Source organism: Actinomycetospora lutea (genome assembly GCF_028737205.1).
Taxonomy (GTDB): domain Bacteria; phylum Actinomycetota; class Actinomycetes; order Mycobacteriales; family Pseudonocardiaceae; genus Actinomycetospora; species Actinomycetospora lutea.
The window spans coordinates 216,666-242,544 of record NZ_JAQZAL010000001.1 but is presented as its reverse complement, the minus strand read 5'-3'; the positions used below and the strand labels follow the sequence as shown (position 1 = coordinate 242,544).

The following is a 25,879-nucleotide window of genomic DNA, read 5'->3' as shown; positions in this document are numbered from 1 at the left end:
GGACCCGCCACCATGGAACCGACCGGCTTCTACCCCGTCCTCGCCGTCGCCGACGTCGCCGCCTGCCGGGCCTTCTGGGTCGAGCACTTCGGGTTCGCGGTGGTCTTCGAGGTCGACTGGTACGCCAGCCTGCGGCGTGGGGCGCACGAGCTCGCGTTCGTCGCGGCCGACCACCCGACGGTGCCCGCCGGTTTCCGCACCGCGGCGCGCGGCCTGCTGCTCAACGTCGAGGTGCCCGACGTCGACGCGGAGTACGAGCGCCTCGTCGTGCGCGGGGGCCTGCGGCCCGAGCTCGAGCTGCGCTCCGAGGAGTTCGGCCAGCGCCACTTCATCGTCGCCGACCCCGCCGGCGTGCTCGTCGACGTCATCACCGAGATCCCCGTGGGGAGCGAGTACGCGGACGCCGTGGTGGGTCGGTGGTGACCTAGTGGATCGCCAGCGGGACCGGGCCCGGCTCGAGCGTGCGCGGGTCGGCGAGCAGGTCCGGGAGCTGGTGGGGGTGGACCACGTCGAGCGTCACCGCCAGCTCGGCGGGGGTCCACCAGCGGTGGCCCGTGACGGTGCGCGACTCGTGCTCGGTGAACGTGCTGGAGTCGACCTGGCCGTTCGGCACGTGCACGGCGTGGAAGAGCTCGCGGCCGGCGTAGGTCGTACCGTCGGCCTCGAACACCACCTCGCGGACCCACAGCGGCCCGCGCACCTGCTCGGCGCGCACCACCAGACCCGCCTCCTCCCCCACCGTGCGCACGACGGCGGCCACGGGGTCCTCCCCCGCGGCGACGCCGCCACCGGGCGCGAACCAGAACGACTCGGCGGGCCGCGCCGGGTCGACGCCCTCGAACAGCAGGACCCGCCCGTCGCCGTCGATGACCACCGTCCGCACCGCGTCCTGCGCGGCGCGGACCGCGGGCTCGAGCGGCAGGCCGTCGGGGCCCGGCTCGGCGATCTCGAAGTAGCGCGGCACCGGCGCCGTGCCGGCGAGGCGCAGCCAGCGCACCATCCGGCGCCCGCGCAGGGCGCGCGTGTCGCGGACGGCGTCGTTGTGGATGCGGCGCGCCACCGACACCCGGGCGTGCGCGTCGGCGAGCTCGGCGGCGAGGTCGGCCGGGAGCGCGGCGGTGTCGAGGGACGCGAGGGCGCGGGTCAGGTCGTTCTCGGCCGCCTCGCGCTCGGCGTCGAGACCGCCCTCGCCCGCCGCGCGGGTCGCCGTGGCCGCGCGGGCGGCGGCGCGCAGGGCGCGTCGGTCGGCGTCGGCGAGCGCGACGGGGCCGGCCGTCGCCGCGATGGCGCGCACGACCGCGGCCCGCCGGTCGAGCACCGCCGCCAGGCCCGCCGCGGCGGCGTCGGTGCGCACGTGCAGGCGGTCCAGGCGCCGGGCCCGGGCGACCAGCACCGCCCCGGTGACGATCACCAGCAGGAGCACCGCGGTGGCGACGATGACCACCAGCACGCCGGTGGGGCCGAGGAGGGTCACGACGACGACGGTAGGTCGTGCTCCCGGCGGCGCTGCTCGCGGGATCCCGTCGTCACCGGGGCCGAGAGCCGCCCGGTCGCGCCGACCCGGCGGGGATCGGCCGCCACGGCGACCTCGTACACCCGCAGGACGGCGGCGGCCACCACCGACCAGTCGAACGCGGCCACGCGCCGGCGCCCGGCGGCCCGCAGCGCGTCCCGGCGGGCGGGGTCGTCGAGGAGCGCCGCGACCGCCGCGCTCCAGGCGGCCGCGTCGCCGCTCGGCACGGCCACGCCGGCCGGCGGCTCGCCGAGCACGCGGCGGAACGCGTCGATGTCGCTCGCGACCACGGGCGCCCCGGCGGCCATGCCCTCGGCGAGCACGACGCCGAAGCTCTCGCCGCCGCTGTTCGGGGTGGCGAGCAGGTCGACCGAGGCGAGCATCGAGGCCTTGGTGGGCTCGTCGACGGCGCCGAGCAGCTCGATCCGCCCCGCGAGCTCCGGGCCCGCCTGCTCGCGCAGCTCGTCCTCGTCGCCCCGGCCGACCACGACCAGGCGCAGGTCGGGGCGCTGGGCGGCGAGCGGGCGCAGGGCCTCGAGCAGCAGCGGCATGCCCTTGCGCGGCTCGGTGTAGCGCCCGACGAACCCGACCGTCGCGCCGTCACCGTGGTGCGCGTGCCCCGGCAGCGGGTCGGCGCCCGCGAACGCGCCGACGTCCACGCCGTTCGGGATCTCCACGGCGTCCCCGCCGAGGTGCTCGACGTAGACCTGGCGCGCCAGCGGCGACACCGCGATCCGCGCCGTGACCCGCTCGAGCAGCGGACGCAGCACGGGCTCGAAGAACGTCATCGTGCGCGAGCGCGGCGTCGAGGTGTGGAACGTCGCCACCACGGGGCCCTCGGCCACGACGAGGGCGAGGAACGACAGGCTCGGCGCGGTCGGCTCGTGGACGTGCAGGACGTCGAAGTCGCCGTCCCGCAGCCAGCGCCGCACCCGCGCGAGCGACACCGGCCCGAACGTCAGGCGCGCGACCGAGCCGTTGTACGGGATGCCCAGCGAGCGCCCGGCGCGCGTGACCCCGGCGGGCACGGGGGTGTCCTCGCCCGCCGGCGCGAGCACGTCGACGTGGTGCCCCAGTCCGGTCAGGGCGTGCGCGAGGTCGAGGACGTGGGCCTGGACCCCACCGGCCACGTCCAGCGAGTACGGACACACGATCCCGATGCGCATGGCGGACGCCAGCCTATCGGCGCCGCGTCACGACCCCGTGACGACCTCGGCGCGGGGCACGGCGCGCCGGCGCGCCGTGCCCCGCGGGGCCGGTTACGCCACCATCTCCTCGAGCTCCTTGCCCTTGGTCTCCTGCACGTAGCGACTGACGAACAGGAAGGACAGGAGGGCGAAGAGTGCGTAGAGGCCGTACGCCAGCGTCAGGCCGATGTCGGCGAGGGCCTGGAAGCTGACGGTGATGAGGAAGTTCGCGATCCACTGCGCGGCCGCGGCGACCGACAGGGCGGCGGCACGCAGCCAGTTCGGGAACATCTCGCCGAGCAGCACCCAGACGACCGGGCCCCACGAGACCGCGAAGGCGACCACGTAGAGGTTCGCCGCGATGAGCGCGATCGGACCCCACGGGCCGGGCAGGTTCGGCGTCTCCTCGCCGTCGACCACCGTGATGACGGCCTGCGAGAACGCGATCGCCATGATCGTCAGCGTGACCACCATGCCGGCCGACCCGCCGAGCAGCATCGGCTTGCGGCCCACCTTGTCGACGATGAGGATCGCCACGACGGTGGCCAGCACGTTGACCAGCGAGTTGATGACCGACGCGAGGAACGAGTCGCTCTCGGAGAACCCGACGGCCTGCCACAGCGTCGTCGAGTAGTAGAAGATCACGTTGATGCCGACGAACTGCTGGAAGACCGACAGCAGGATCCCGACCCAGACGATCGGGCGCAGGCCGGCCGCGCTCCCGCGCAGGTCGCGCAGGCTCGGCTTGTCCTCGCGGCGCAGGGTGTCGGCGATCTCGCCGACCTTATGCTGCACCGCGTCGACCGACGTGCCCAGGACCTGCGCCAGGACCCGCCCGGCCTCCTCCATCCGTCCCTTGGCCACGAGGTAGCGGGGCGACTCGGGGATCCGCAGGGCGAGGACCGCGTAGATGATCGACGGGATGAGGCCGACGAGGAACATCCAGCGCCAGGCCTCGAGACCCAGCCAGAACGTGTTCGCCGCGCCGCCGGCGACGCCCGCGAGCAGGGCGTCGGAGAGCAGGGCGACGAAGATGCCGAGCACGATGGCCATCTGCTGCAGCGACGCCAGCCGGCCACGGATGTGCGCGGGCGCGATCTCCGCGATGTAGGCGGGGGCGATCACCGAGGCGATGCCGATGCCGACGCCGGCGAGGAAGCGCCAGATGATCAGGTCCCAGACCGCGAACGCGAGACCGGATCCGATCGAGCTGACGGCGAAGAGCGCGGCCGCGATGAGCATGACGCGCACGCGGCCGTACCGGTCCGCGAACGGCCCCGCGAACCAGGCGCCCACCGCCGACCCCAGCAGGGCCACGGCCACCGCGAAGCCGGACAGCAGCGGGCTGTCCTGGAGCCCGAACTGATCGTTCAGCGCATCGACGGCGCCGTTGATGACGCTGGAGTCGAAGCCGAACAGGAAGCCGCCCACGGCGGCCACGATCGAGATGAGGATCGCCTTCGCGGTCGTCTTCTGCCTCGAGCCGGGTGTGCCCGGCGCTGGATCGGTCATTGGTCACTCCCCGGAACGGCACTGTCGTCACTGGTCCGGGCGAGGTCGGCGGCCCCGACCATGCCCGATTCCCACCCCAACTCCGCGAGCCGCACCTCGGCGACCGGCCGGTGACCGCGTCCCGTGAGATTCGCTCGGAAGGTCTCCTCGACCCGGCCCCGCAGGACCTCGCCGGCCGCGGACACGCCGCCACCGATGACGAACAGGGTCGGGTCGAGCACGGCCGCCAGCTGGGCGAGACCGAGGCCGATCCAGCGGCCGATCTCGTCGAAGCAGTGCAGCGCGCCCACGTCGCCCTGCTGGGCGGCCGCGGTCACCATCTCCCCGGTGATCGCCTCCGGATCGCCGCCGGCGGCCGCGAGCAGGCCCGCCGCGAACGCCGGCGAGTGCCGCGCGATCTCGCGGGCCTCCCCCACCAGCGCGCGCCCGGAGCCGTACTGCTCCCAGCAGCCCTGCAGCCCGCAGCCGCACCGGCGCCCGTACGGGACCATCGTGATGTGGCCGATCTCGGCGGCCACGCCGAACCCGCCGCGCAGCAGGCGCCCGTTGGTGACGATGCCGCCGCCGACGCCCGTGCCGATCGTGATCGCGACGAGGTCGTCGTGGTCGCGGCCCGCCCCGAACCGGGACTCCGCCCAGGCCACGGCGTTGGCGTCGTTCTCGACCACGACCGGGAGGTCGAGCGCCACCGACAGCTCGCCGCGCAGGTCCTCGTCGCGCCACGCGAGGTTGGGCGCGAACATCACCTTGGCGCGGGCCGCGTCGACGAACCCCGCCGCGCCGATGCCCACCCCGGCGATCTCGTGGCCGGTGCGCAGCTCGCGCACGCCGTCGGCGATGGCCTCCAGGACCATGTGCGTGTCGGTCGCCGGTGTCTCGCGGCGGGTGGAGGCGATGAGCTTGCCGGTCTCGTCGACGACCCCCGCGGCGATCTTGGTGCCGCCGACGTCCACGCCGACGGTCAGCCCGCTCACGACTTCCTCACCAGCTCGCCGCGGGCCAGCGCGGACAGGTCGATCGTGCCCATGTCGGTGACGACCAGGTCGGCGCCCTCGGCGGCCAGCGCGTCGACGTCGTCGGCCCGGGACACCCCGAGCGCGCCGAAGCCGCCGGCCTTCGCGGCCTGGATGCCGTTGACCGCGTCCTCGGCGACGAACGCGTCCCCCGGGTCGACGCCGAGCTCGGAGGCGGCCGTCAGGAAGATCTCCGGGTTGGGCTTGCCCTGGGCGAAGTCGCGGCCGGAGACGTCGACGTCGAAGTAGCCGTGCAGGTTGCCCTCGGCGCCGAAGCGGGACAGGTCGACGCGCTCGAGGAAGAGCTTGGCGTTCTTCGACGAGGACGCCGCGGCGATCGGGATGCCGGACTGCTTGACGTTCACGACGAACTGGACGGCGTCGTCGTAGGCCGAGAAGCGGCCCTCCGAGATCAACCGGATGATCATCTCCTGCTTGTACTCGCCGTACTCCTGCACGCGGCGCTCGATGTCGGGGACGCCGAAGTACTCGAGGGCCGCGGTCGCCCCGGCCGTGCGCGGCTTGCCCGACATCCGCTCGTGGTAGAGCGCGGGCGTGAACCTCTCGGGCGTGTAGCTCGTCTGCGCGACGATGTCCGACCAGGGGCCCTCCATGAGCTCGCGGAGCGACTCGCGCCAGGCCTCCTCGTGCGGGGAGTCGACGAGGACGCCGTCCACGTCGAAGATCGCTCCGCCGAATCCGGACCGTTCCGTGCCGCTCATGCGCCGTTCCCTTCGTGGTCGTGGCCGCCGGTGGCGGTGGTCGCCGAGGTCGCCGAGGTCGCCGTGCTCGCCGGGGTCGCCGTGGTCGCGGCACCGACCGACGCCGTCGCGCGCGGGTGGATCCGGCCGTCGCCGTCGAGATCGACGGTCCACTCCTGGCCGGCCCCGAGCTCGCGGACCTCGTCGCCGAGCCCGATCCGCACGGGGTGGCTGAAGCCCTCCGACTGCACGGCGACGGTGAGCGCGCCGCCGGCGACCGAGACGCGCAGCGTCGTGCCCTGGAACACCAGCGAGAGGGCGAGCCCGTCGAGGCGCAGGGTGACCCGGGGCGAGAAGGTCAGCACGCCGTCGCGGGCGCCGGCGCCGAGGTAGGCCCGCTGGAGCAGGTCGAGGGTCCCCGACATGACCCCCATGTGGATGCCCTCCTTGGTGGTGCCGCCCTGCACGTCGCCGATGTCGGACTCGACGGCGACGAGGAAGCGCTCCCAGGAGCTCTCGGGATCGATGCCGGCCAGCACCGCGGCGTGCGCGACGAGCGAGAGCGTCGAGCCGTGCGAGGTGCGCCGGTCGTAGTACGCGATGGTGCGGCGGGCGAGGTCGTCGTCGTCGGCGATCGCGTCGTACCCGAGCCGGGAGAAGATCTCGCGCAGCTCGTCGTCGCCGAACAGGAAGAACAGCATCACCGCGTCGGCCTGCTTGGCCAGCTTGTAGCGGTCGGGGTCGTCACCCTCGGCCTTGAGGATGCGGTCCATCCGCTGGATGTTGCGGTGCCGGGCCCGGTAGCCCTCCCAGTCGAGCTCGCCGAGCGCCTCGTAGCCCTCGAACTGCGTGATCACCGGGTGACCGTCGTCGTCGTGGTGGGTCGGCACCGTCATCGAGGTGCACATCTCCGACCAGCGGGTGATCTCGTCGTCGGTGATGCCCAGCCGGCTGCGCAGCGCGCGGCGCCGGCTCTTGGGCAGCAGCGCGAGCACCTTTGGGGCGGTCGCGCAGATCCACGCGACCATGACGTTGGTGTAGGCGTTGTTGCGCAGCCCGCCGTCCTCGGACCCCGGGTAGCGCTCGTGGAACTCGTCGGGCCCCATCACGCCGTGGATCTCGTAGCGGCCGGTGTTGGGGTTGCGGTGCGCGATCGACGCCCAGAACCGGGCGATCTCGAGCATGAGCTCGGCGCCGTAGTCGCGCAGGAACTCCAGGTCGTCGGTGGCCTGGTAGTACTGCCAGACGTTGTAGAAGATCGCGGCGTTGACGTGGCGCTGGTTGTGCGAGTGGTCGGGGTCCCACTGGCCGGACAGCGGGTTGAGGTGGACGACCTGCGTCTCCTCGGTGCCGTCGCTGCCCGACTGCCACGGGAACATCGCCCCGCGGTAGCCCGCCTCGGCCGCCGCCGCGCGGGCCTCGGCGAGGCGGCGGTAGCGGTACATCAGCAGCCCGCGGGTGATCTCCGGGAGCCGGTAGTTGAGGAACGGGTACACGTAGAGCTCGTCCCAGAACACGTGCCCGCGGTAGGCCTCGCCGTTGAGCCCGCGGGCGGGGACGCCGGCGTCGTGGCGCGCCGTGTGCCGCGAGCAGACCTGCAGCACGTGGGCCATGTGGAAGCGCAGCAGCAGCTGGACGCGCGGGACGCCCGGCACCTCGAGGTCGCAGACGTCCCAGTACTCGTCCCAGGCGTCGACGTGCTCGGCGAGGCAGCCCGCGAAGTCCGGGTAGCGCTCGACGTGGCGCCCGGCGGCGGTCAGCGTCTCGGTGATCGCGTTGTCGTGGCTGGTGAAGAACGAGACGATCTTCTCGACGCGCACGGTCTCGCCCTCGGTGAGGTCGAGGTCGAGCACCTGCTGCACGTAGTCGTTCATCTGGTGGAGCGTGCGGACCGGCTCCACCTTCTCCCAGCCGCGCCCGCGGCCGCGGTAGACCCGGGTGCGGGCGGCCTCGGAGACGTAGAGGTTCGACTGCCGCGTCCGGACCTTCAGCGCGATGATCTCCGGCCCGAAGGTGCGCGGCGTGACGGGGTCGAGGTGGCGACCCTCGAGGTCGCGGTAGCGGGCGACCATCGTGTTGTCGACGCGGCCGTCGATCGCCGAGACGACGCCGATGCGGCCCGACCAGTTCTCGGCGGTGACCGTCCACTCCATGGCGGCCTGGTGGCTGTGCGCCATCGAGACGAAGCGGCGGCTGCGCAGCGTGGTCTCGCGCCCGGCGCGGTCGCGGAAGCGGAACTCGCGGGTGACCATCGCCGTGCGGATGTCGTAGGAGTGGCGGTAGTCCAGCACCTCGACGTTGTCGAGGCGGATGGCCTCCTCGCCCTCGATGCGCAGCTTGAGGACCAGCCAGTTCGGCAGGTTGACGAGATCCTCGTTGAGCACCGGGCGCCCGCCCAGGATCGTCGTCTCGCGGTTGTAGGCGCCGTGGGCATAGGTGCCCGCGTAGTGCTTCGGCGCGTCGGTGTCCTCCCACTCGGCGGCGCCGCGGGTGCAGAAGTAGCCGTTGCCGGTGCTGGTCAGGGCCTCGCGCAGGCCCTCGTCGTCGGGCTCGAGACCGGTCCAGGTCAGGGTGAAGTCGTCGGCCACGGCGCCGCCGGGCAGGACGTCACCCGTGTCGGTCGCGGGCTGCTGGTCGGTCGTGCTCGTCACGGACGTCTCCGTACTCGTAGGACGGGCGGCGGGAGGGTCGGGCTCACCTGGCTCACGGGCTCACCGGGCCAGGCCGTCGAGGAAGCGGCCGACCTCGTCGACCGTGGCCAGCACGGCCGTCGCGGCGGTCTCCCGGTCGGCGGCGTCGGCCGGGTCGATCACGAGGATGCCCAGACCGGGCGTCCCGTGGTCACCGCGCCCGGCGAGCGCGCGGAAGGCGTCCTCGTCGGTGATGTCGTCGCCGAGGTAGATCGGCACGATGTCGGGGTGGTCGAGGTCGAGGACCCCGATGAGGTGCTCGACGGCCTTGCCCTTGTTCCAGTCGATCTTCGGCTGGATCTCGTGGACGAACTTGCCCGGCGTGACACGCAGCTCGCCGGGGTGCTCGGCGAGCACCTCCTCGACGAGGGCGGCCACGCGCGGGCGCTCCCCGGGGGCGACGTGGCGGTCGTGCACGGCCACCGAGGCGTGCTTGGGCTCGACCTGGGCGCCCTCGATCCCCGCGGCCGCCGCCCGGACCCGCTCGGTGACCTCGGCGACGAGCCCCTCCCAGCCGCGGGAGGCCTCGTGCTCGATGACGCCGCGCTGCGGGTCGTGGATGTCGAAGCCGTGGCTGCCGGCGACCACGAGGTCGGTGACCCCGCTGAGCTGCTCGACCACGGCGCGGTCGCGCCCCGAGACGATGCAGACCGGGCAGCGGGCGGCCAGCGAGCGCAGGATCCCCCGCATCTCGTCGGTCATGATCGCGTCCTCGGGGCGCGGCACGATCGGCGTGAGGACGCCGTCGTAGTCGAGGAACACGGCGGGACGCCGGCCGTCGAGGCGCTGCGCCACCTCGGGGGCGTCGAGCGCGTGCGGCAGCTCGGCCGCCGTCGTGGTCGCGGAGTCGTCGGCGGACACGGTCACCAGGGGCCTCCGCATCTCGGCGCGCCGTTGTCGTGTGATGCGAACCACAGGCTAGGGCGGGCCCGGGGACGTCGTCAATTGATGAACACAGCGGCCGTGATCTTCGTCCTTCGTGGCGCGGCGCGCCAGCCGGGTGACCGGGCGGGGCAGCGATCGGGCGGGGCAGCGATCAGGCGGCGCAGCGGTCGAGGGCGAGCGCGAGGGCCCCCAGGACGGGGGCGTGCTCGGCCAGTTCGGCGACGACGACCTCCGCGGTCCGCGTGGTGCCGGGGAGCGCGGCGGCCGCGAGGGCGGCGTGCAGGGGCGCGAGGAGCAGGTCGCCGGCCTGGGCGAGCTCGCCGCCGACGACGATGCGACGCGGGGTGAGCACCGTGCACAGCCCGGCGAGCGCGACCCCGACGTGGTGCCCGGTGTCGGCGAGGATGCGCGACGCCGGCGCGTAGCCGTCGCGGGCGCGGGCGACCACCTCGGCGACCGTGGGCGGCGCGCCGAGCAGCGGGGCGAGCATCGCCGTCACCGTGCGGGTCGACACCACCGTCTCGAGGCAGCCCCGGTGCCCGCAGCGGCACACCGCGGCGAACCGGTCGCCCGGGTCGACCACCACGTGCCCGATCTCGCCGGCGGTCCCGTCGGGCCCGCGGTAGAGCCGGCCGCCGAGGACGAGCCCGGCCCCCACGCCGTCGGAGAGCTTGAGGAAGATGCCGTCGTCGACGCCGCTCAGCGCGCCCCAGCGCTGCTCGGCCAGGGTGCCGAGGGTGGCGTCGTTGTCGACCGAGCTCGGCACCCCGAGGTGCTCCGACACCCGCCCGGCCAGCGGTACGCCCACCCAGCCGGGCAGCACGCCGGAGGCGCCGACCGCCCCGGTCGCGAGGTCGAGCGGCGCCGGGAGCCCGACCACGGCCCCGCGCAGGGCGGCCCGGTCGATGCCGGCGCGGCCGAGGGCGTCGTCGAGCAGGGCGGCGGCGGCGTCGAGGCCGTCGGCGACGCCGTGGCCGTCGGCGAGGTCGGCGCGCAACTCCGTGCGCTGCGGCGGCGCCGGGTGCCCGGCCGCCGCCGTGGGTTCGGCGAGGTCGGCGAGGGCGACCCGCACGTGGCGGTGGCCGAAGTCGATGCCGGCGACGATCCCGGCACCGCGGACGAGACGGACGGCGCGGACACGGCGTCCCCCGCGCACCTCGTCGCCCGCGGTCAGCACGCCCGCGGCACCGAGGTCGCGCACGATGTTCGACACCGTGGCGGGCGCGAGACCGGTGACCAGGGCGATCTCGGCCTGGGTCGGCGCACCGCCGCTGCGCACGGCGTCGAGGACCCGCCGCCGGTTCGCGTCGCGCAGGCCGGCCGGCGAACCGGGGCGCGACACCGTGTTCATGCGATGAACGATAGCGCGTCCCTGTGTGCTCCACGTCACGTCTACCCCGAACGGACGCACCACTCACGCGACGACGGCCTGGCCTTGACGCAACTGCTCGGTTGCCATATTTTCGCAACCGTCCAGTTGCTACTCGTCGAGGAGGCGCCGTGGGATTCCCCGACCGCATCGAACGCACGGTGGAGCTCGCCCACCGCCCCGAGGTCGTCTGGCGCGCCCTGACCACCGCCGAGGGTCTGCGGTCCTGGTTGGGCGACCGGGCCGCGATCGACCTGCGGCCCGGCGGGCGCGCCGAGGTCGTCTGGACCGGCGGGGAGGCATCCGGGGACACATCCGGGGACACATCCAGGGACGCATCCGGGGACACATCCGGGGACGCATCCGGGGACACCACCGCCGAGATCCGCGTCGAGCGCGTCGAGGAGGCCCGCGTCCTCGGCTTCACCTGGCGCGTCGACGGCGTCGCGCGCGAGGACCCGCGGCGCACGTACGTCGACTTCACCCTCGAGCCGACGCCGACGGGGACCCGGCTCCACCTCGTCGAGTCCGGCTTCGCCCAGCTCTCCGACGACGACCACCGTGCCGGCTACGCGTCGCACAGCGACGGCTGGACCCACGAGCTCGGCGAGCTCGTCGCGTACCTCGATGCCGCCTGACCCGGCCCCCGGGCCCGACCCCGAGGCGGTCGCCGAGCAGGTGTTCGTCGCGCTCGCGGACCCGACGCGGCGGGCCGTCCTCGCCGCGCTCGCCGCGGACGGGCCCGCCACCGCCACCGACCTCGCGGCGCGCCTGCCGATCTCCCGGCAGGCGATCGCCAAGCACCTGACCCTGCTCGCCGACGCGGGCCTGGTCACCGCCGAACCGGGCGAGCGGCGCCGCGTGCGCTTCCGGCTGCGGTCCGCGCCGATGCGCGTGGCCCAGCAGTTCCTCGCCGCCCTCGCCCGCGACTGGGACGACCGCCTCGACGCGCTCGTCGCCCACCTCGACAGCACCGACACACCGGAGAACGACCCAGGAGGTCACCATGACCGTTGACGCCGTGATCGACACCGAGGGCACGGCCCTGCCGCCCGTCGTGGACCGCGCCACGTGGCAGGAGGCGCGCGACGCGCTGCTCGCCCGGGAGAAGGCGCACACCCGCGCGGGCGACGCGATCGCCGCGGCCCGCCGGCGCCTGCCGATGGTGGAGGTGGACGCCGCCCGGCCGCTAACCGGCGCGGACGGGCCGACGACGCTGCTGGCCGCGTTCGAGGGCCGCGCCCGCCTCGTCGCCTACTGCCACATGTGGCACGCCGGGCACTCGGCCGCCGAGCAGTGCCCGGGGTGCACCTACTTCAACAGCCAGGTGCGCGAGCTCGCCTACCTGCACGCCCGCGGGGTCACGTACGCGACGATCGCCCAGGGGCCCTACGCGGACAGCGTGCGCTACCGCGACTTCCTCGGCCTGGAGGCGCCCTGGTACGCGATCGACGCGGCCGGGCAGGAGGCGCTGGAGCTGGACGGCGGGTTCGCGCTGCTGGCCTTCCTGCGCGTGGGGGACCGTGTGTACGAGACGTACCGGACCCGCGGGCGCGGCGTGGAGGTCATGGCCCCCACCACCGGCCTGCTCGACATGACGGTCTACGGGCGCGGCGAGCCGTGGGAGGACTCCCCCGCCGGCTGGCCGCAGCCGGTCGTCGTCGACGGCAGCGACTTCTGTCTCGACGGGCGTCCGGCCGCGCAGTGGTCGCGGATCGCGGCCGGGCGCACCCCCGCGCCCTGAGCACTCACGGCAGGTCGCGCCACACGCGCTGGAGCATGTGCCAGTCCTCGGGGTGTTCGGCGATGTCGCCGGCGAAGGCGTCGGCGACGCGCTGGGTGGCGACGGAGACGGCGGCGCGGTCGGGGACACCGACCGGCGGGTGGATGCGGAAGTGCCAGCCCTCCTCCCCCGTCATCGGGTCCTCGGTGAACCACAGGCCCACCGGCAGGAGCGCGGCGCCGGTGCTCGCGGCGAGCGAGGCCGGGCCGGGCGGCAGGGAGGCCGGCCCGCCGAAGAAGGTCACGGGGACGCCGGAGGCGGAGAGGTCGCGGTCGGCGACCAGGCACACGACCTTCCCGGCGCGCAGCGACCGCACGAGCCCGCGCACCGGGGCCTCGCCGCCGGTCATCGGCAGGATCTCGAAGCCCAGCGACTCGCGGTACGCGACGAAGCGCTCGTACAGCGACTCGGGCTTGAGCCGCTCGACGACCGTGGTGAACGGGCCGGAGTGCGCGACCAGCCAGAGCCCCGCCATGTCCCAGTTGCCCGAGTGGGGCAGCGCGACGACCACCCCGCGCCCGGCGGCGAGGGCCTCGTCGAGGTGCTCCTGACCCTCGACCACCGGCCGGCGCGCGAGGGCCGCGTGGTCCATCGCGGGCAGGCGGAAGGCCTCGCGCCAATAGCGGGCGTAGGAGCGCAGGCCGGCGGCGGTGAGGGCGTCGAGACCGTCGGCGTCGAGGTCGGGGCGCACGCGCCCGAGGTTGGCGCGCAGCCGCTGCGTGCCCCGCCCGCCCCGGCGGGCGGCGAGGTCGGCGGCCGCCCGGAACGCCCACCGCGCCGCCGGCTCGGGCACCGCGCGGACCAGCCGCCAGCCCGCCGCGTAGCCGAGGTCGCTGGCCCGCTCGCCGAGCGAGAGCGCGGCCGGGGCGTCCGCCGTGGTCGTCACGCGACTGTGCCGTTGTCGGGGGTGGCCGGCCGCCCCGGTGCGGGGCCGTCGGTCGGGTGCGTGTGCCCGGTCGCCGCGCCGTACTGGTCGCGGGCGCTGCGCCACACGGCCACCACGCGCTGCCCGATCGTGATCACCGATCCCACCGCCAGCAGCCAGAGCGCGACGTCGAGGGCGTAGGGCACGCCGAGCCCGACCAGCCCGACTCCGGCGAGCCCGAGGATGAGGCGCTCGGCGCGCTCCACGAGCCCGCCGTCGGCGCGCAGCCCGGCGGCCTCGGCGCGCGCCTTGATGTAGGAGATCAGCTGGCCGGTGATCAGGCAGGCGAGCGCGAGCCCCGCGAGCAGCGGGCGGTCGACGCCGAACGCCCACCACGTGATGCCGGCGAACACCGCGCCGTCGACGAGCCGGTCGCCGACCGAGTCGAGCACGCCGCCGAACGGGCTCGCCACACCCCGCGCCCGGGCCATCGCCCCGTCGAGCACGTCGAGCATCGCGAACGCGCACACCACCAGCGACGCCGCGAACAGGTGCCCGGTGGGGATGAGCCACAGCGCCGACGCGGTCGAGGCGACCGTGCCGACCACCGTCACGACGTCCGGGTGCACCCCGCGGCGGACCAGCCACGCCGCGGTCGGCTCGACGCCGCCCTTCATCGCGGCGCGCGCCCACTGATTGATCATCGGGGCTCGGTCCGACGGGTCGGGCTCCGCTGCGCTCCGTCTCCGGCCCAGGCCGCCGCCAGCCGGCTCCGCGTCTCCGCCAGCAGCTGCGGGATCACCTTGGTCTGCCCGACCACGGTGATGAAGTTGGCGTCGCCGCCCCAGCGCGGCACGACGTGCTGGTGCAGGTGGTCGGCGAGCGAGCCGCCGGCGACGTGGCCGAGGTTGATGCCGACGTTGAACCCGTGCGGCGCGGCGACCGCGCGCAGCGCCCGCACCGCCTGCTGGGTGACGCCGACCAGCTCGGCGGACTCCTCCGGGTCGAGCTCGTCGAGCCCGGCGACGTGGCGGTAGGGCACGACCATGAGGTGGCCCGGGTTGTACGGGTGCAGGTTGAGCACCGCGTACACGCGCTCGCCGCGGTGCAGGACCAGGCCGTCCTCGTCGGTGAGCGTCGGGATGCGGCACAGCGGGCAGCCGCCGCCCTCGACCTGCCCGGTGCCGGTCTCCCCCGCGATGTAGGCCATGCGGTGGGGCGCCCACAGGCGCCGGAAGCCGTCGGGGGTCCCGGCTCCCCACAGCTCGTCGAGGTCGGTGCTCTCCCCGGTCACATCACCGGTCATCAGCGTGCGAACTTCTCCGCGTCGGGTGAGGCGTTCTCGCGGCGGCGCACCCAGTCGACGACCGCCGCCACGGCGTCGTCGACGGGCACCGCGTTGCGCTGCGAGCCGTCGCGGAACCGGAACGACACCGCGCCGGCGTCGACGTCCTTGCCTCCGGCGAGCAGCAGGAACGGCACCTTCTGCAGGGTGTGCGTCCGGATCTTCTTCTGCATCCGGTCGTCGGAGGCGTCGACCTCGACGCGCAGGCCCTCGGCCCGCAGCCGGTCGAGGACCTCGGTGACGTAGGACGTCTGGTCGCCCGAGACGGGGATGCCGACGACCTGCACCGGCGCGAGCCAGGCCGGGAAGGCGCCCGCGTAGTGCTCGGTGAGCACGCCGAAGAAGCGCTCGATCGACCCGAACAGCGCGCGGTGGATCATCACCGGCCGCTGCCGCGAGCCGTCGGGCGCCGTGTACTCGAGCTCGAAGCGGTCGGGGAGCATGAGGTCGACCTGGATCGTCGACATCTGCCAGGTGCGCCCGATCGCGTCCTTGGCCTGCACCGAGATCTTCGGGGCGTAGAACGCGGCGCCGCCGGGGTCGAGCACGAGGTCGAGCCCCGCGCCCTCGGCGACCTCGCGCAGCACGTCGGTCGCCTCGTCCCACGCCTCGTCCGAGCCGATCGACTTCTCGGGGTTGCGGGTGGAGAGCTCGAGGTAGAAGTCGTCGAGCCCGTAGTCGCGCAGCAGGTCGAGCACGAACGCCAGCAGCGAGCGGATCTCGTCGCGCATCTGCTCGCGCGTGCAGTAGATGTGCGCGTCGTCCTGGGTGAAGCCGCGGGCGCGGGTCAGTCCGTGCACCACGCCGGACTTCTCGTAGCGGTACACCGTCCCGAACTCGAACAACCGCAGCGGCAGCTCGCGGTAGGACCGTCCGCGCGCCCGGTAGATCAGGTTGTGCATCGGGCAGTTCATCGGCTTGAGGTAGTAGTCGATGCCCTGCCGCTTGAGCTCGCCGTCGTCGCCGTACTCGGCGTCGAGGTGCATCGCGGGGAACATGCCCTCGCGGTACCAGTCGAGGTGGCCCGAGACTTCGAACAGCTCGCCCTTGGTGGCGTGCGGGGTGTTGACGAACTCGTAGCCGGCCTCGGCGTGGCGCCGGCGGCTGTAGTCCTCGAGCTCCTTGCGGACGATCCCGCCCTTGGGGTGGAAGACCGGCAGGCCCGAGCCGATCTCGTCGGGGAAGCTGAACAGGTCGAGCTCGGCGCCCAGGCGGCGGTGGTCGCGGCGCTCGGCCTCGGCGATCCGCTCCAGGTAGGCGTCCTGGGCCTCCGGCGACTCCCACGCCGTCCCGTAGATCCGCTGCAGCTGCGCGTTGCGCTGGTCGCCGCGCCAGTAGGCGGCGGCGCTGCGCGTGATCTTGAACGCCGGGATGAAGCCCGTGGTCGGGATGTGCGGGCCGCGGCAGAGGTCGCCCCAGACGCGCTCGCCGGTGTGGGCGTGCACGTTGTCGTAGGCGGTGAGGTTCCCCTCCCCCACCTCCATGACCTCGCTGGTGTCGACCGACCCCTTGAGGTCGACCAGCTCCAGCTTGAACGGCTCGCCGGCCAGCTCCTCGCGCGCGTCCTCGAGCGAGGCGTACTCGCGGCGCACGAACCGCTGCTTCGCCTTGATGATCTTGCGCATCGCCTTCTCGAGGGCCTCGAGGTCCTCGGGCGTGAAGGGACGGTCGACGGCGAAGTCGTAGTAGAAGCCGTCGGTGACCGGGGGGCCGATGCCGAGCTTCGCCTCGGGGAAGAGCTGCTGGACCGCCTGCGCGAGCACGTGCGCCGCCGAGTGGCGGATGACCGCGCGGCCGTCCTCGGTGTCGGCGGGCACGGGCGTGACGTCGACGGCCTCCGCCGGGCTCCAGGCGAGGTCCCTGAGCGCCCCGTCGGGGTCGCGGACCACCACCACCGTCTGCGGCCCGCTGGTCGGCAGGCCCGCCTCGCGGACCGCCTGCCCCGCGGTGGTGCCCGCCGTCACCCGCACGCTGTCGGCGACGAGGGGCTGGGGCGGGGCGAGCGAGGACACGACGGACCCTCCTCCGATTCCGAACGGTTGTCCCCCCGAGCCTATCGATCGCCCGGGCCGCGGACCGTGGGGTGGCCCCGTCCGACCACCGTCTCCAGGAACGCCGCGACGGCCCGGACCGCGGCCAGGGTGCGGGGGGTCGGCACGAGGTCGAAGCCGTGCTGGGCGTGGGCCAGCTCGGCGTGCACCACCGGGGCGCGCGACACCGCCCGCAGCCGCGCCACGAAGGCGCGGCTCTGGGCCGGGACGACGATCGCGTCGCCGGTGCCGTGCAGCACCATGAACGGCGGCGCCCCCGCGTGCACGCGCGCCGACGGGGACGCGGCCACGTACGGGTGGGCGTCCTCGTCGAGGACCGTGGGCATCATCGTCTCGGCGAGCAGCTCGTCGAGGGTGCCGCTGCCGTCGTCGCTGGTCAGGTCGTAGATGCCGTAGAGGCACACGGCCGCGGCGACCGAGGTGTCCGCGTCGGCGAACCCGGGTTGCCAGGCGCCGGGGGTCAGCGCGGCGAGGGCGGCGAGGTGGGCGCCGGACGACCCGCCGGTGATCGCGATGCGGTCGGGGTCGCCGCCGTGCTCGGCGATGTGGGCGCGGGTCCAGGCCAGGGCCCGCTTGATGTCGACGATCTGCGCGGGCCAGCGCTCCGCGGGCCCGAGGCGGTAGTCGACGCTGACGCACACCCAGCCCCGCCCGACCATGTGCGCCATCAGGGGGTTGGCGTCGGCGGCCTTGCTGCCCGACGACCACGCGCCCCCGTGGATCTGCACGAGCACCGGGGCGCGGGCGTCGGGCGCGAGCAGCGGGTCGCGCCAGATGTCGAGCAGGTTCGCGACCGGGTCGGGGCCGTAGGCGACGTCGCGGGCCGTGGCGTAGCGGCTGCGGCCGAGGATCGAGCGCAACAACGTGCCGCGCGCCGGGAGCTCGACGGGCCCGAGCTCGGCGGAGAGGGCCTCGGCGAGGTTCTCGGCGTCGGCGCGCGCGCCCTGGTCCAGCGCGAGCAGCACGCCGACCGCGCTGCCCGCCACGGCGAGACCGACCCGGCCCGCCGGGTTGCCCGCCGCCCCCCGCCGCAGCGCCACCCCGGCGCCCGCGCCGACGAGCAGCGCCGTCGCCCGCGGGGTCTCGGTGGCCGTCGAGGACAGCAGGCTCCCCACCACCGCGGCCGGCCAGCGGCGCGTCAGCGGCCGCAGCCCCGACGCGGCGACGAGCGCCGCCACGCCCCCGACCAGCAGCGACGTCCGCGCGCCGGGGGCGCGGAGCTCGTCGGCGAGCCGCATCCGGAGGTCGGCGAGCAGAGCACGCACACGGCGGTCCGCCACTCGTCGCAACGGACCACGCACCGGACCATCGTGGACCGTGGCCCCGAGCACCGCCCGCGCGAGTCACGTGCGCCACGTCGCGGCCGCTGCCGTGCGCGGATTCCTGACGTCTCCCCGCGATCCTGCGACACTGGGCTCGTGAGCGACGGTGTGTGCGCGGTGACGGACGCATCGCGACGGCATCCGTGGGCCGACGTCCCCGCGACGGCGGGCGACCGGCTGCGCCCCGTGGTGCTCGGGACCGGCGACGAGATCATCGCGACGGTGCGGGCGGAGATCGCCGAGTACGCGCTGTCGATGGACGGCGAGTTCGGGCGAAGAATCCGCCTCGGCGTCTCCGTGGCGCTCGACCAGTTCCTCGACCTGCTCGGCACCGACGACGCGCTGCCGGACACCACCGTCTACTTCGAGCTCGGCCGCGTGGAGCACCGCCACGGCCGCACGATGGACGCCCTGCAGAGCGCCTACCGGATCGGCTCGCGCGTGCTGTGGCGCCGCATCGCCGCCGCCAGCGAGGGCAGCGACGGCAGCGACGGCAGCGACGGCAGCGGCCGCAACGGGACGGGCGGCGCCCACGCCCCGGACGACCTGGGGCTCGGCGCGGACGACATCTTCCGGCTCGCGGAGGCCCTGTTCGCCTACATCGAGCAGCTCGCCGCCGCCTCGGTCTCGGGCTACGCCTACGAGCAGTCCCTGGCGGCCGGGTCACGCCAGGCGCGGCAGCACGCGCTGGTCGAGCGGCTGTGCCGCACGCCGGCCCCGGAGCCGTCGGAGCTGGAGTCCCTCGCCCGGGAGGCGGGGTGGACGCCGCCGAAGACCCTCGGCGCGCTGGTGCTGGCCGAGGAGTCGCTGGCCGTCGCGTGCCGGCGCCTCCCGGCCGAGATCGCCGCGTCCGCGGTGGACGGGGTGGGCGTCGTGTTCGTCCCCGACCCGGACGGGCCGGGCCGCGTCGACGCCCTCGCCGACGCCCTGCGCGGGACGCCGGCGGTGCTCGGGCCGACGGTCACGCCCGACCAGGTGCCCCGCACCGTCACGCGCGCCCGCGCCGCCTGGGCGCTGCAGCAGGACGGCAGCCTGCCCGGCGAGGGGCTCGTGCGCAGCGAGGACCACCTGCTCGTGCTGCTCCTGCACGCCGACGTCACCCTCACCGCCGACCTCGTGGCCCAGCGCCTCGAGCCGCTGCGGCGCATGACCTCGGCGGCACGCGACCGGGCCGTCACCACGCTGACCGCGTGGCTCGACGCGCACGGCGACGTGGGCGAGGCGGCCACGCGCCTGCACGTGCACCCGCAGACGGTGCGCTACCGGCTCGCCCGGCTCAAGGAGGCGTTCGCGGGCGTCCTCGACGACCCCGTCGGGCGCCTCGAGGTCGCCCTGGCGCTGCGCGCCGGCGGCCCGGGCCTCGCCGAGGGCTGACCGCTCCCCCGTCGGACCCGGCCGCCGGGTCGGGCGACGATCAGGCCGCGGCGGGGGCGGCCGTGCGGTCGAGGGACTCGGCGCGCCGGCGGCCGAAGGGCAGGGCCCGCAGGCGCCGCTTGGCGAGGCCCCGGTGACCACCGGGGAAGGACAGGCGCGCGATCTTCGCGAGCACGCCGCCGTACTGCTTCCACATCGGCCCCGAGTGGTAGGGCAGGCCGTAGCGGCGGCAGAGGTCGCGGATCTCGGGCGCGATCGTGCGGTAGCGCCGCGAGGGCATGTCCGGGAAGAGGTGGTGCTCGATCTGGTGCGAGAGGTTCCCGGTCATGACGTGCAGCAGGACCGAGCCGTCGATGTTGGCGGAGCCGAGCATCTGGCGGACGTACCACTCGGCCTGCGACTCGTTCTCCAGCCGCTCCTCGTCGAAGGTCTCCACCTCGACGGGGAAGTGCCCGCAGAAGATCACCGCGTGCGACCAGACGTTGCGGATGATGTTGGCCAGCACGCTGCCGACGAGGGCGGGGACGAACGAGGGGCCGGACAGCGCCGGGAACACCACGAAGTCCTTGAGCGCCTGCTTGCCGGCCTTACGGCCCATCTTCTTGAGCTCGGGGAGCTTGTCCTTCCAGGTCTTCTCGCCGCGCTGGATCTCGTCCAGCTCGAGGTCGAAGGCCGCGATGCCCCACTCGAAGATCATGGCCAGACCGGCGTTCGTGAAGGTCTGGAACAGGTAGATCGGGTGCCACTCCTGCTCCGGGTCGACCCGGAGCACGTTGTAGCCGATGTCGCGGTCCTTGCCGTGCACGTTGGTGTACGTGTGGTGCAGGTAGTTGTGGGTCTGCTGCCAGCTCTTGGCCGTGGAGACGTGGTCCCACTCCCACGTCGTGGAGTTGATCTCCGGGTCGCGCATCCAGTCCCACTGGCCGTGCAGGACGTTGTGGCCGATCTCCATGTTCTCGAGGATCTTGGCAAGGGCGAGCGACGCGGTGCCCGCGAGGAACGCCGGCGGGAAGAGTGCGCCGAGCAGCAGGATGCGTCCCGCCGCCTCGAAGCCGCGCTGCGAGCGGATGACCCGGCGGATGTAGCGCGCGTCGTCGTCGCCCAGCGAGGACATCACGCGGTCGCGGATGGCCTCCAGCTCGGCGCCGAGGCGCTCGATGTCGTCGGTCGTGAGGTGCTCGGTGGACGGCGTGATGTGCGCCGTGCTGGCACCGGGCCGGCCCGGGCCGGTCGGGGTCTTGGCGTCGTTGATCCGGGTGACGTGCTCGGGGATGGTCTCGAGTGCGGTCACGGGTCCTCCTGCGGGATCCGGGGGGAGCGGGGCGGCGACATCGGTGCGTCGCCCGCGCGGGCCCGCTGGTCGATCACACTTCCGACGGTAAGGACCGCCTGCCCCGCGCTCTACGCGCACAGCGAGGACTCCGGCCGAAAACCTGTTGCACAACCCAAAATCCGGGCGAACGCTCAGCATCTGCCCAGCAGGGCGACCAGTTCCTGCGCCGACATCGGGTGCCGGGGGGCGTTGCGGCTGACCGGGTCGGCCATGGCCGTCCGGGCCAGCGGCTCGTGCAGGTCGGGGCCCGCGTGCAGGTCGGCGACGGAGACCCGGGTCCCGGTGGCGTCGAGCACCCCGGCGAGCGCGTCGGGCAGCGCGGACGCCGCGGGGAGCCCGGCCGCCTCGGCCGCGCGCCCCCATCCGGCCGGGTCGGCCTCGAGCGACCAGCCCACGACCTCGGGCAGGACGGCAGCCAGCGCCAGGCCGTGGACGGCGCCGGTGTGCAGGCTGAGCGCGTGCGCCAGCCCGTGCACGAGGCCCAGGCCGCTGCGGGTGAGCGCCTGGCCGGCGAGGTGGGCCGCGACGAGCATCTCGGCGCGCGCCCGGCGGCCCGTCTCGTCGGGTCGAGCTCCGCTCCGCTGCGTCTCCCCCGCGTCGGCGACCGCGACGGGCAGCCAGGTCCAGGCGCGCCGCACGGCCTCGGCGGCGAACGCCTCGCTCATCGGGTCGCGGCCCCGCGAGGCGAGCGACTCGAGGCCGTGCACGAGCGCGTCGACCCCGGTCGCGGCGGTGGCGGGCGCGGGCAGCCCGTAGGTGAGCTCGGGGTCGAGCACGGCGACCCGGGGCACCACGCCGGCGTCGCCGCAGTAGACCTTCTGCCGGGTCGCCGCGTCCTCGAGGACGCCGAATCCGTTGGTCTCCGCGCCGGTGCCCGCGGTGGTCGGGACCGCCACCACCGGCAGGCCCGCCGCGGGCATCGCGCCGCTGCCGTCGGCCCGGGCGCCCGGGCTCGGCGCCAGCAGGGCGATCCCCTTCGCCGCGTCGAGGCTCGACCCGCCACCGAGGGCCAGGACGAGGTCGAGGCCCAGGTCCCGCGCGTGGTCGGCGCCCCGCTCGACGACCTCGACCGAGGGGTTGCCGCGCACGGCGTCGTACACCTCGACCGCGACCCCGGCCGCGGCGAGGGGGCCGGTCACCGCGTCGACGACCCCGGCGGCCCGGAGCCCGGCGTCGGTGACCACCAGCACCCGCCGGGCCCCCTGGGCGGCCAGGTGGTCGGGGATTCGGGCCACCGCGCCGGGCCCGAAGTCGACGACCGGCCCGGAGCCGGACAGGAACGCGGTGCCGGCGGCGACGCCGGCGCACGGGGAGGTGGTCAGGGGGCCGGTCACGCGGCTCCTCCTCGACGATCGGGGGATCTCACGACAGCACGGCGCCCAGGCCGGGCGCGTCGGGCACGACCAGCATGCCGTCGGCGTCCGGGCGCAGCGGCTCGGCGAGCACGAAGTCGCGGCGCTCGGGGGTCCAGCCGCCGGCCGGGTCGTCGGGGAACTCCAGGTACGGCCCGGCGCCGACCCCGGCCGCGACGTGCAGGTTCGCCAGCAGGCCGAGCCCGTTGGTCCACGTGTGCGGGGTGAAGCGGCGGTGCCGGGCCCGGGCGGCCTCGGCGAGCTGGCGGGCGCGCGTCATGCCGAGCGCGAGCACGACGTCGGCCTGGTAGACGTCGAGCGCGTCGGCCTCGAGCAGCGCGAGCGTCTGCGGCAGCGAGTCGAGCATCTCGCCCGCCGCGATCCGCAGGCCCGGGTTGTCGGCGCGCAGCATCCGGTGGCCGTCGGCGTCGGCGTAGGGCAGCGGTTCCTCGACCCACGCGACGTCGTGCTCGGCGAGGCGGCGCACCACGCGGCGGACCTCGGCGAGCTCGAGGGGCTCGGTGACGTCGCCGGCCATCCGCCAGGCCTGGTTGAGGTCGACCATGATGTCGAGCCGGTCGCCGACGGCCTCGCGGACCGCGGCGACGGCGGCGACGCCCTGCCGCAGCCGGCGGGGATGCGCCCGGATCTTGACCGCGCGGACGCCCTGCTCGACGAGCCGGTGCGCGTCCTCGGCCCGGCGGCCGGGCGCCTGCTCGGAGCACCACGACGCGTAGACCGGCAGGCGGTCGGTGACCCCGCCGAACAGCGTGGCCACCGGCAGCCCGGCGACCTGGCCGACGATGTCCCAGATCGCGGCCTCGAGCGGCCAGAAGCGCCCGGCGTGGAAGCCGACCGACTCGATGCGCCGGACCTGGACCTCGGTGGCGAGCGGGTCGGTGCCGAGGAACAGCTCGCGGTGGTCGTCGAAGCCCGCCATCGTGTCGCCCGAGCCGACGCCGACGACACCCTCGTCGGTCTCGACGCGGACGATCGTGGCGGCGAAGCGCGTGCGGGGCTCGGGGTCCCAGGCGGCGTGGCAGGGCGGGTCGAGCACGGTCTCGCGGTGCTCGAGGCGGATGTCGGTGATCTTCACGGTGCGTCTCTCCCGGGGCGGTCGCCGCCAGTACAGGCGCCGCCGCGAACCCTCGGCAACAATCCGTGCGGTGAGCGCAAATGACCTGGCCGGGACCCTGCTGCTCGGCGCCCACACCGCCGCCGTGTGGTTCTGCACGGGCCTGGTCTGGATCATCCAGCTGCTGGTCTACCCGGGCTTCGCGGCCATGGAGCGCTCCGGCTGGGTCGCGTTGCACCAGCGCCACACCCGCCTGATGGGCCAGATCATCGGTGGACCGTGGCTGGTGCAGGGCCTGACCTGCGCGGTCCTGCTGGTCTGGCGGCCGCCCGGGGTCCCCCTCGTCGCCGCCCTCGCCGCCGGGGTCTGCGGCGCCGCGACGGTGGCCGTCACCCTGGCGATCTCAATGCCCTGCCACGAGCGGCTGGCGCGGGGCTACGACCCCGACGTCCTCGCCCGGCTCACCCGCACCAACTGGTGGCGCACCGCCGCGTGGACGCTCGGCGGGGTGGTCGCGCTCGTCATGCTGGTGCTGGCGTGACCGGCCCGACGATGTCCGCGGGCCTGCGCCGCGACACGGAGCTGCTCGACGCGCTGGCCTCGCCCGAGGCCCTCGCCGGCGGGCTCGGGGTGGTGCGCCTGGCCGAGCTGACCAGGCGCGGGCCCAGCCAGGTGTCGCGGGCCCTGGCCGCGCTCGAGGCCGAGGGGCTCGTCGAGCGCGACACCGCGAGCCGGCGCTACGGGCTGGGCTGGCGGCTCTACGCCCTCGCGGCCCGCACCACCGAGGCCCGCTTGGTGCACGTCGCCGGGCCCGCGCTGGTGTCGCTGGCCGCGCGGACCGGAGAGAACGCGTCGCTGTGCCGGCTGCACGGCACCCGGGTCGCGACGGTGCTGACCGCCGAGGCCGGCGGCGGACCGGCGCGGCCCCGCTTCGACGTCGACGACATCCCGGTGGCCACGACCTCCACCGGGCGGGTCCTGCTCAGCGAGCGCGACGCGGCCGCCGCCCGCGCCGTCGGGGCCGAGCCGGCGGTGCTCGAGCGGGTGCGCGCGGCGGGGTACGCGGTGGTCGACGGGGAGTTCGACCCCGGTCTGGCGGGCGCCGCCGCCCCGGTGCGCGGGTTCCACGGCGGCGTCGTCGCGGCGCTCACCGTGTCCGGGCCCGCCGAGCGCCTGCGCCCGTCCCTCGCCGCGCACGCCGCCGCGACCGCCGCCGCCGCGACCGATCTCTCCGCGCGCCTGGCCGCCCGCCCCCCGTGAGCACCCTCCGGGCCGACAGCCCCGGAGCGTGCTCACGTCCGGGGCAGGAACCAGACGGCAACGCCGAGCAGGGCGATCGCCCCGCCGAGCACGCAGACCCCGAGCCAGCCGCCGACCGGGTAGATCAGCGCCGTCGCCGCCGAGGCCAGCGTGCCGCCGGCGAACGCCGAGACCATGAACGCCGTCGTCACGCGGCTGCGCGCCTCCGGGGCGAGCGCGTAGATCACGCTCTGGTGGCTGATCTGCAGCGCCTGCTGGCAGAGGTCCAGCACGACCACCCCGGCGATCAGCGCGACCAGCGACACCCCGCCGAGCCCGAGCAGCCCCCAGCTGGCGGCCAGCACGATCAGTCCGAGGGTGACGACGAGCCGCTGGTGCCCCCGGTCCGCGAGCTTCCCGGCCAGCACCGCCATCGCCGCGCCGGCGAGGCCCGCGAGCCCGAACAGGCCCACGACGGCGGGCCCGTAGCCGTACGGCGGCGCCGACAGCAGGAAGTCGATCGAGGTCCACAGGATCGTGAAGCAGCCCATGCCGACCGCGCCGAGCGCCATGCGCCGGCGCAGCTCGGGCTGGTCGCGCACGAGCTCGAGCACGGTGCGCAGCAGGCGCGGGTAGGTCGCGGACTCGGTGGGCGGCACCACCGGCAGCCCGAGGCGCACGACCGCCGCGAGCAGCACCATGACGCCCGCCGCCGCCCCGAACACCCAGCGCCACCCGCCGGCCTCCGCCACGAACCCGGCGACGGTGCGGGCGCCCAGGATGCCGATGAGCAGCCCGCTCATGACGGTGCCGACGACCTGGCCGCGCTCGTGGTCGCCGGCCAGCGACGCCGCGAGCGGCACGGCGATCTGCGCCACCGCCGACGTCACGCCGACCAGCGCGATCGCGGCGGCGAGCAGCCCGAACGCGGGCGCGGCGGCGGCGAGCGCGAGCACCACGGCACACGCCGCGAGCAGCACGGTCACCAGGCGCCGGCGCTCCAGCAGGTCACCGAGCGGGACGAGCAGCGCCAGCGCGGCGGCGTACCCGACCTGCGAGGCGGTGACGAGCAGCCCGGCCGTGCCGTCGCCGACCCCGAACGCCTCGCCGATCGTGTGCAGCAGCGGCTGCGCGTAGTAGATGTTGGCGACGGCGGCGCCGCACAGCACCGCCAGGAGCAGCGTGCGGGCCCGGCCGATGGTCGGGGGCGACGTCGCGGTCGCCGTCCCGGTCGCTGGTCCGGTCCCGGCTCCGATCTCCGCGCTCACCG

At 74.9% G+C, this 25,879-nt stretch carries 24 protein-coding genes; 7 read left to right on the top strand and 17 right to left on the bottom strand.

The window, feature by feature from the left end; genetic code table 11:
* Nucleotides 1-12 precede the first annotated feature (12 nt).
* A complete protein-coding gene (locus PHK61_RS01245; RefSeq protein WP_274279141.1) occupies nucleotides 13-423 on the top strand; it encodes a VOC family protein in 411 nt (136 codons plus the stop codon).
* 1 nt (nucleotide 424) lies between these two features.
* Here the strand turns inward: PHK61_RS01245 and PHK61_RS01240 are convergent, their stop codons facing one another.
* The 8 genes from PHK61_RS01240 to PHK61_RS01205 form a co-directional block, all read right to left on the bottom strand.
* Nucleotides 425-1,474, bottom strand: coding sequence for an NUDIX hydrolase (locus PHK61_RS01240; RefSeq protein ID WP_274279140.1), 1,050 nt, complete (start codon nucleotides 1,472-1,474; stop codon nucleotides 425-427).
* Complete coding sequence (locus PHK61_RS01235) at nucleotides 1,471-2,679, bottom strand: glycosyltransferase family 4 protein (RefSeq protein ID WP_274279139.1); 1,209 nt, start codon at nucleotides 2,677-2,679, stop codon at nucleotides 1,471-1,473. The genes PHK61_RS01240 and PHK61_RS01235 overlap by 4 nt, the downstream gene beginning before the upstream one ends.
* A gap of 93 nt (nucleotides 2,680-2,772) precedes the next feature.
* On the bottom strand, nucleotides 2,773-4,212 hold the full coding sequence (locus PHK61_RS01230) for a sugar porter family MFS transporter (RefSeq protein WP_274279138.1): 1,440 nt from the start codon (nucleotides 4,210-4,212) through the stop codon (nucleotides 2,773-2,775).
* The gene (locus tag PHK61_RS01225) at nucleotides 4,209-5,186 is read right to left on the bottom strand and encodes an ROK family glucokinase (protein WP_274279137.1); all 978 of its coding nucleotides are present in this window, start codon (nucleotides 5,184-5,186) and stop codon (nucleotides 4,209-4,211) included. Before PHK61_RS01225 ends, PHK61_RS01230 begins: the two co-directional genes overlap by 4 nt.
* The gene (locus PHK61_RS01220) at nucleotides 5,183-5,947 is read right to left on the bottom strand and encodes an HAD family hydrolase (RefSeq protein WP_274279136.1); all 765 of its coding nucleotides are present in this window, start codon (nucleotides 5,945-5,947) and stop codon (nucleotides 5,183-5,185) included. Before PHK61_RS01220 ends, PHK61_RS01225 begins: the two co-directional genes overlap by 4 nt.
* Nucleotides 5,944-8,577 carry a glycoside hydrolase family 65 protein gene (locus PHK61_RS01215; protein ID WP_274279135.1) on the bottom strand — a complete coding sequence of 878 codons (2,634 nt, stop codon included), beginning with the start codon at nucleotides 8,575-8,577 and terminating at the stop codon, nucleotides 5,944-5,946. Before PHK61_RS01215 ends, PHK61_RS01220 begins: the two co-directional genes overlap by 4 nt.
* A gap of 60 nt (nucleotides 8,578-8,637) precedes the next feature.
* Nucleotides 8,638-9,483 carry a trehalose-phosphatase gene (otsB, locus tag PHK61_RS01210; protein ID WP_274279134.1) on the bottom strand — a complete coding sequence of 282 codons (846 nt, stop codon included), beginning with the start codon at nucleotides 9,481-9,483 and terminating at the stop codon, nucleotides 8,638-8,640.
* Between the two features lie 169 nt (nucleotides 9,484-9,652).
* Entirely contained in the window at nucleotides 9,653-10,852 is a 1,200-nt protein-coding gene (locus PHK61_RS01205; RefSeq protein ID WP_274279133.1) for an ROK family transcriptional regulator, read from the bottom strand.
* 149 nt (nucleotides 10,853-11,001) lie between these two features.
* Between PHK61_RS01205 and PHK61_RS01200 the strand changes: the two genes are divergently transcribed.
* The 3 genes from PHK61_RS01200 to PHK61_RS01190 are packed head-to-tail and all read left to right on the top strand — an operon-like array spanning nucleotide 11,002 to nucleotide 12,614.
* Nucleotides 11,002-11,508 (top strand): SRPBCC domain-containing protein, encoded by a 507-nt coding sequence (locus PHK61_RS01200; protein WP_274279132.1) that lies wholly within the window; start codon nucleotides 11,002-11,004, stop codon nucleotides 11,506-11,508.
* The gene (locus tag PHK61_RS01195) at nucleotides 11,498-11,887 is read left to right on the top strand and encodes an ArsR/SmtB family transcription factor (protein WP_274279131.1); all 390 of its coding nucleotides are present in this window, start codon (nucleotides 11,498-11,500) and stop codon (nucleotides 11,885-11,887) included. The genes PHK61_RS01200 and PHK61_RS01195 overlap by 11 nt, the downstream gene beginning before the upstream one ends.
* Nucleotides 11,877-12,614 (top strand): DUF899 family protein, encoded by a 738-nt coding sequence (locus PHK61_RS01190; RefSeq protein WP_274279130.1) that lies wholly within the window; start codon nucleotides 11,877-11,879, stop codon nucleotides 12,612-12,614. Before PHK61_RS01195 ends, PHK61_RS01190 begins: the two co-directional genes overlap by 11 nt.
* 4 nt (nucleotides 12,615-12,618) lie before the next feature.
* Here the strand turns inward: PHK61_RS01190 and PHK61_RS01185 are convergent, their stop codons facing one another.
* The 5 genes from PHK61_RS01185 to PHK61_RS01165 are packed head-to-tail and all read right to left on the bottom strand — an operon-like array spanning nucleotide 12,619 to nucleotide 18,179.
* Nucleotides 12,619-13,539: a phosphatidylinositol mannoside acyltransferase gene (locus PHK61_RS01185; protein ID WP_274279129.1), complete on the bottom strand. Its 921-nt coding sequence runs from the start codon at nucleotides 13,537-13,539 to the stop codon at nucleotides 12,619-12,621.
* Nucleotides 13,536-14,222 (bottom strand): phosphatidylinositol phosphate synthase, encoded by a 687-nt coding sequence (gene pgsA / locus PHK61_RS01180; RefSeq protein ID WP_274279128.1) that lies wholly within the window; start codon nucleotides 14,220-14,222, stop codon nucleotides 13,536-13,538. The genes PHK61_RS01185 and pgsA overlap by 4 nt, the downstream gene beginning before the upstream one ends.
* On the bottom strand, nucleotides 14,219-14,824 hold the full coding sequence (locus PHK61_RS01175; RefSeq protein ID WP_274279127.1) for an HIT family protein: 606 nt from the start codon (nucleotides 14,822-14,824) through the stop codon (nucleotides 14,219-14,221). The genes pgsA and PHK61_RS01175 overlap by 4 nt, the downstream gene beginning before the upstream one ends.
* Nucleotides 14,824-16,875, bottom strand: coding sequence for a threonine--tRNA ligase (gene thrS, locus PHK61_RS01170; protein WP_274279126.1), 2,052 nt, complete (start codon nucleotides 16,873-16,875; stop codon nucleotides 14,824-14,826). The genes PHK61_RS01175 and thrS overlap by 1 nt, the downstream gene beginning before the upstream one ends.
* Nucleotides 16,876-16,916: 41 nt before the next feature.
* Nucleotides 16,917-18,179 carry an alpha/beta hydrolase gene (locus PHK61_RS01165; protein WP_274279125.1) on the bottom strand — a complete coding sequence of 421 codons (1,263 nt, stop codon included), beginning with the start codon at nucleotides 18,177-18,179 and terminating at the stop codon, nucleotides 16,917-16,919.
* 153 nt (nucleotides 18,180-18,332) lie between these two features.
* Here PHK61_RS01165 and PHK61_RS01160 point away from each other — a divergent pair, with 153 nt between their 5' ends.
* Complete coding sequence (locus PHK61_RS01160) at nucleotides 18,333-19,610, top strand: PucR family transcriptional regulator (protein WP_274279124.1); 1,278 nt, start codon at nucleotides 18,333-18,335, stop codon at nucleotides 19,608-19,610.
* Between the two features lie 40 nt (nucleotides 19,611-19,650).
* Here PHK61_RS01160 and PHK61_RS01155 read toward each other — a convergent pair whose 3' ends face one another.
* The 3 genes from PHK61_RS01155 to PHK61_RS01145 all read right to left on the bottom strand — a co-directional run bounded on the left by PHK61_RS01155 (nucleotide 19,651) and on the right by PHK61_RS01145 (nucleotide 23,391).
* On the bottom strand, nucleotides 19,651-20,901 hold the full coding sequence (locus PHK61_RS01155; RefSeq protein ID WP_337993902.1) for an acyl-CoA desaturase: 1,251 nt from the start codon (nucleotides 20,899-20,901) through the stop codon (nucleotides 19,651-19,653).
* A 173-nt stretch (nucleotides 20,902-21,074) separates the two neighbouring features.
* Nucleotides 21,075-22,277 (bottom strand): iron-containing alcohol dehydrogenase family protein, encoded by a 1,203-nt coding sequence (locus tag PHK61_RS01150; RefSeq protein WP_274279123.1) that lies wholly within the window; start codon nucleotides 22,275-22,277, stop codon nucleotides 21,075-21,077.
* 28 nt (nucleotides 22,278-22,305) lie between these two features.
* A complete protein-coding gene (locus tag PHK61_RS01145) occupies nucleotides 22,306-23,391 on the bottom strand; it encodes a mandelate racemase/muconate lactonizing enzyme family protein (protein ID WP_274279122.1) in 1,086 nt (361 codons plus the stop codon).
* Between the two features lie 70 nt (nucleotides 23,392-23,461).
* Here PHK61_RS01145 and PHK61_RS01140 point away from each other — a divergent pair, with 70 nt between their 5' ends.
* Together PHK61_RS01140 and PHK61_RS01135 are read left to right on the top strand one after the other, a co-directional pair.
* Nucleotides 23,462-23,911, top strand: coding sequence for a hypothetical protein (locus PHK61_RS01140; RefSeq protein WP_274279121.1), 450 nt, complete (start codon nucleotides 23,462-23,464; stop codon nucleotides 23,909-23,911).
* Nucleotides 23,908-24,630: an IclR family transcriptional regulator gene (locus PHK61_RS01135; protein ID WP_274279120.1), complete on the top strand. Its 723-nt coding sequence runs from the start codon at nucleotides 23,908-23,910 to the stop codon at nucleotides 24,628-24,630. The genes PHK61_RS01140 and PHK61_RS01135 overlap by 4 nt, the downstream gene beginning before the upstream one ends.
* 32 nt (nucleotides 24,631-24,662) lie before the next feature.
* On the opposite strand, the gene PHK61_RS01130 is transcribed toward PHK61_RS01135, so the two are convergent.
* The gene (locus PHK61_RS01130) at nucleotides 24,663-25,877 is read right to left on the bottom strand and encodes an MFS transporter (protein WP_274279119.1); all 1,215 of its coding nucleotides are present in this window, start codon (nucleotides 25,875-25,877) and stop codon (nucleotides 24,663-24,665) included.
* Between the last annotated feature and the right edge of the window lie 2 nt (nucleotides 25,878-25,879).